Source organism: Streptomyces acidicola, assembly GCF_009377235.1.
Lineage (GTDB): Bacteria > Actinomycetota > Actinomycetes > Streptomycetales > Streptomycetaceae > Streptomyces > Streptomyces acidicola.
Map to the genome: position 1 here is coordinate 1 of NZ_VMNX01000486.1, position 2,046 is coordinate 2,046.

Annotated in this window: 3 protein-coding genes; all 3 read right to left on the reverse strand. The window is 69.8% G+C overall.

Annotated features, from left to right (window positions below; all coding sequences use genetic code 11):
• Positions 1–113: 113 nt before the first annotated feature.
• The 3 genes from truB to FPZ41_RS46235 all read right to left on the reverse strand — a co-directional run bounded on the left by truB (position 114) and on the right by FPZ41_RS46235 (position 1,850).
• Positions 114–1,028, reverse strand: a complete 915-nt coding sequence (truB, locus tag FPZ41_RS46225; RefSeq protein WP_152870857.1) for a tRNA pseudouridine(55) synthase TruB — start codon at positions 1,026–1,028, stop codon at positions 114–116.
• Positions 1,025–1,471, reverse strand: a complete 447-nt coding sequence (gene rbfA, locus FPZ41_RS46230) for a 30S ribosome-binding factor RbfA (RefSeq protein ID WP_322621592.1) — start codon at positions 1,469–1,471, stop codon at positions 1,025–1,027. The genes truB and rbfA overlap by 4 nt, the downstream gene beginning before the upstream one ends.
• A gap of 85 nt (positions 1,472–1,556) precedes the next feature.
• Entirely contained in the window at positions 1,557–1,850 is a 294-nt protein-coding gene (locus FPZ41_RS46235) for a DUF503 domain-containing protein (protein ID WP_131572152.1), read from the reverse strand.
• Positions 1,851–2,046: the final 196 nt, after the last annotated feature.

Sequence of the window (2,046 nt, forward strand, 5' to 3'; positions counted from 1 at the left end):
GCGTATAAGAGACAGCACCCTTGGGTGGGGGAACCGAGGGGGGACCGTGGAGCGGCGGGATGGAGTCCCCGTGTTCGCCGCTCCACGGGAAGGCACTCTGCTCGGCTCCGGCGTCAGCCGAACACCGCCAGGCTCTTCGCCTTGCCCTTCTGTTCCTCGACCAGGGCCAGGAACCGGCCTTCCGGGTCGAAGACGGCCACGGGGCCGGTGCCCGTGTACTCGTCGGGCATCTCCAGCCGTACACCGTTCAGCAGCAGCCGGGCTCGTCTGGTCTCCACGTCCCAGCGGGGGAACGCGGCCGCGGCGGCCTCGGCGATGGGCATGACGGTGAGGTCCTCCTGGAGCTGGTCCAGTGTCCTCGCCAAGTCCAGCTTGTACGGCCCCACACGCGTGCGGCGCAGCGCGGTGAGGTGGCCGCCCACGCCGAGGTCGGCGCCCAGGTCCCGGGCCAGGGCCCGGATGTACGTGCCGGACGAGCAGACGACGGAGACGATCAGGTCGAGCACGGGGGTGCCGTCCTCGGCGACCGCTTCCCGGACGTCGTAGACGGTGAAGGAGGAGACCGTCACCGGGCGGGCCGGGATGTCGAAGTCCTCGCCGTCACGCGCCCGCTTGTACGACCGTACGCCGTCGATCTTGATGGCGCTGACCTTGGACGGCACCTGCATGATGTCGCCGGTCAACTTGGCGATCCCGGTGTCGACGGCCTCACGGGTGATCTTGGAGGCGTCCGTGGAGGTGGTGATCTCCCCTTCGGCGTCGTCCGTGACCGTGTTCTGCCCGAGGCGGACGGTTCCCAGGTACTCCTTCTCGGTCAGCGCGAGGTGGCCGAGGAGCTTGGTCGCCTTCTCGACTCCGAGGACGAGCACGCCGGTCGCCATCGGGTCGAGCGTGCCGGCGTGCCCGACGCGGCGGGTCTTCGCGATCCCGCGCATCTTGGCGACGACGTCGTGCGAAGTGAAGCCCGACGGCTTGTCGACGATGACAAGGCCGTCGGGCGGGGTGGGCTTTGGGGTCTTCTGGGTCATTCGGCGACGTCGTCCTCGTGCTCGCCGGGCTTCTTGTACGGGTCCGCCTCACCTGCGAACTGGGCGCCGGACGCGGCTTCGCGCACCGCGGCGTCGGAGGCCCGTGCCCTGTCGAGGAGGTCCTCGATGTTCCGGGCGGTGTCCGGGAGGGCGTCCGCGACGAAGGCGAGGGTGGGCGTGAACTTCACGCCCGCGGCCCGGCCGACCTCGGAACGGAGGATGCCCTTGGCGCTCTCCAGTCCGGCGGCCGCGGCCTGCCGCTCCTCCTCGTCCCCGTACACGGTGTAGAAGACGGTCGCCTCCCGTAGATCGCCCGTCACCCGGGTGTCCGTGATGGTGACGTGGGAGCCGAGCCGCGGGTCCTTGATCCCGCGCTGCAGCTTCTGGGCCACCACCTCTCGGATGAGGTCCGCCAGCCTTTTCGCCCGCGCGTTGTCGGCCACTGGTCCGTCTCCTCGTTCTTCCTGCTGTTCTGTGGTTCTGCGTGTCTGTGTCTGTGTCTGTTGTGTGGTGCGGTCGCGGGGTCGTTCAGTCGTCCTCGCCGTGGAAGCGGCGCCGCACCGAGAGCAACTCCACCTCCGGGCGGCCGGCCACCAGGCGCTCGCACCGGTCCAGTACGTCGGTCAGGTGCCCCGCGTCGCCCGAGACCATCGCCAGGCCGATACCGGCACGGCGGTGCAGGTTCATATGGTCGACCTCCGCCGCGCTCACCGCGAACCTGCGTTGGAGTTCTGCCACGATCGGGCGGACGACTGAGCGCTTCTCCTTCAGCGACCGGACGTCGCCCAGCAGGAGGTCGAAGGACAGGGTCCCCACATACATGTGTGTCCGGATGACCCGCCGGTACGGGATCGGTGGCCCCGCCATCCGTGTGGCAGGGACATCAGAACCGTACAACGAACCCGGCGGGCGGCTCGACGGGATTGTTCACGCCCCCGCCGCCCCTACCCGTCCCATCCCCAGGGGCTCCGCCCCTTCGACCCCGGCCAAGGGGCTGCGCCCCCTGGACCCCCAGGGT

Bases quoted from the DNA above. Each gene is read 5' to 3' on its own strand.
- truB (WP_152870857.1), bottom strand. From the start codon at position 1,028: ATGACCCAGAAGACCCCAAAGCCCACCCCGCCCGACGGCCTTGTCATC.
- FPZ41_RS46235 (WP_131572152.1), bottom strand. From the start codon at position 1,850: ATGTATGTGGGGACCCTGTCCTTCGACCTCCTGCTGGGCGACGTCCGG.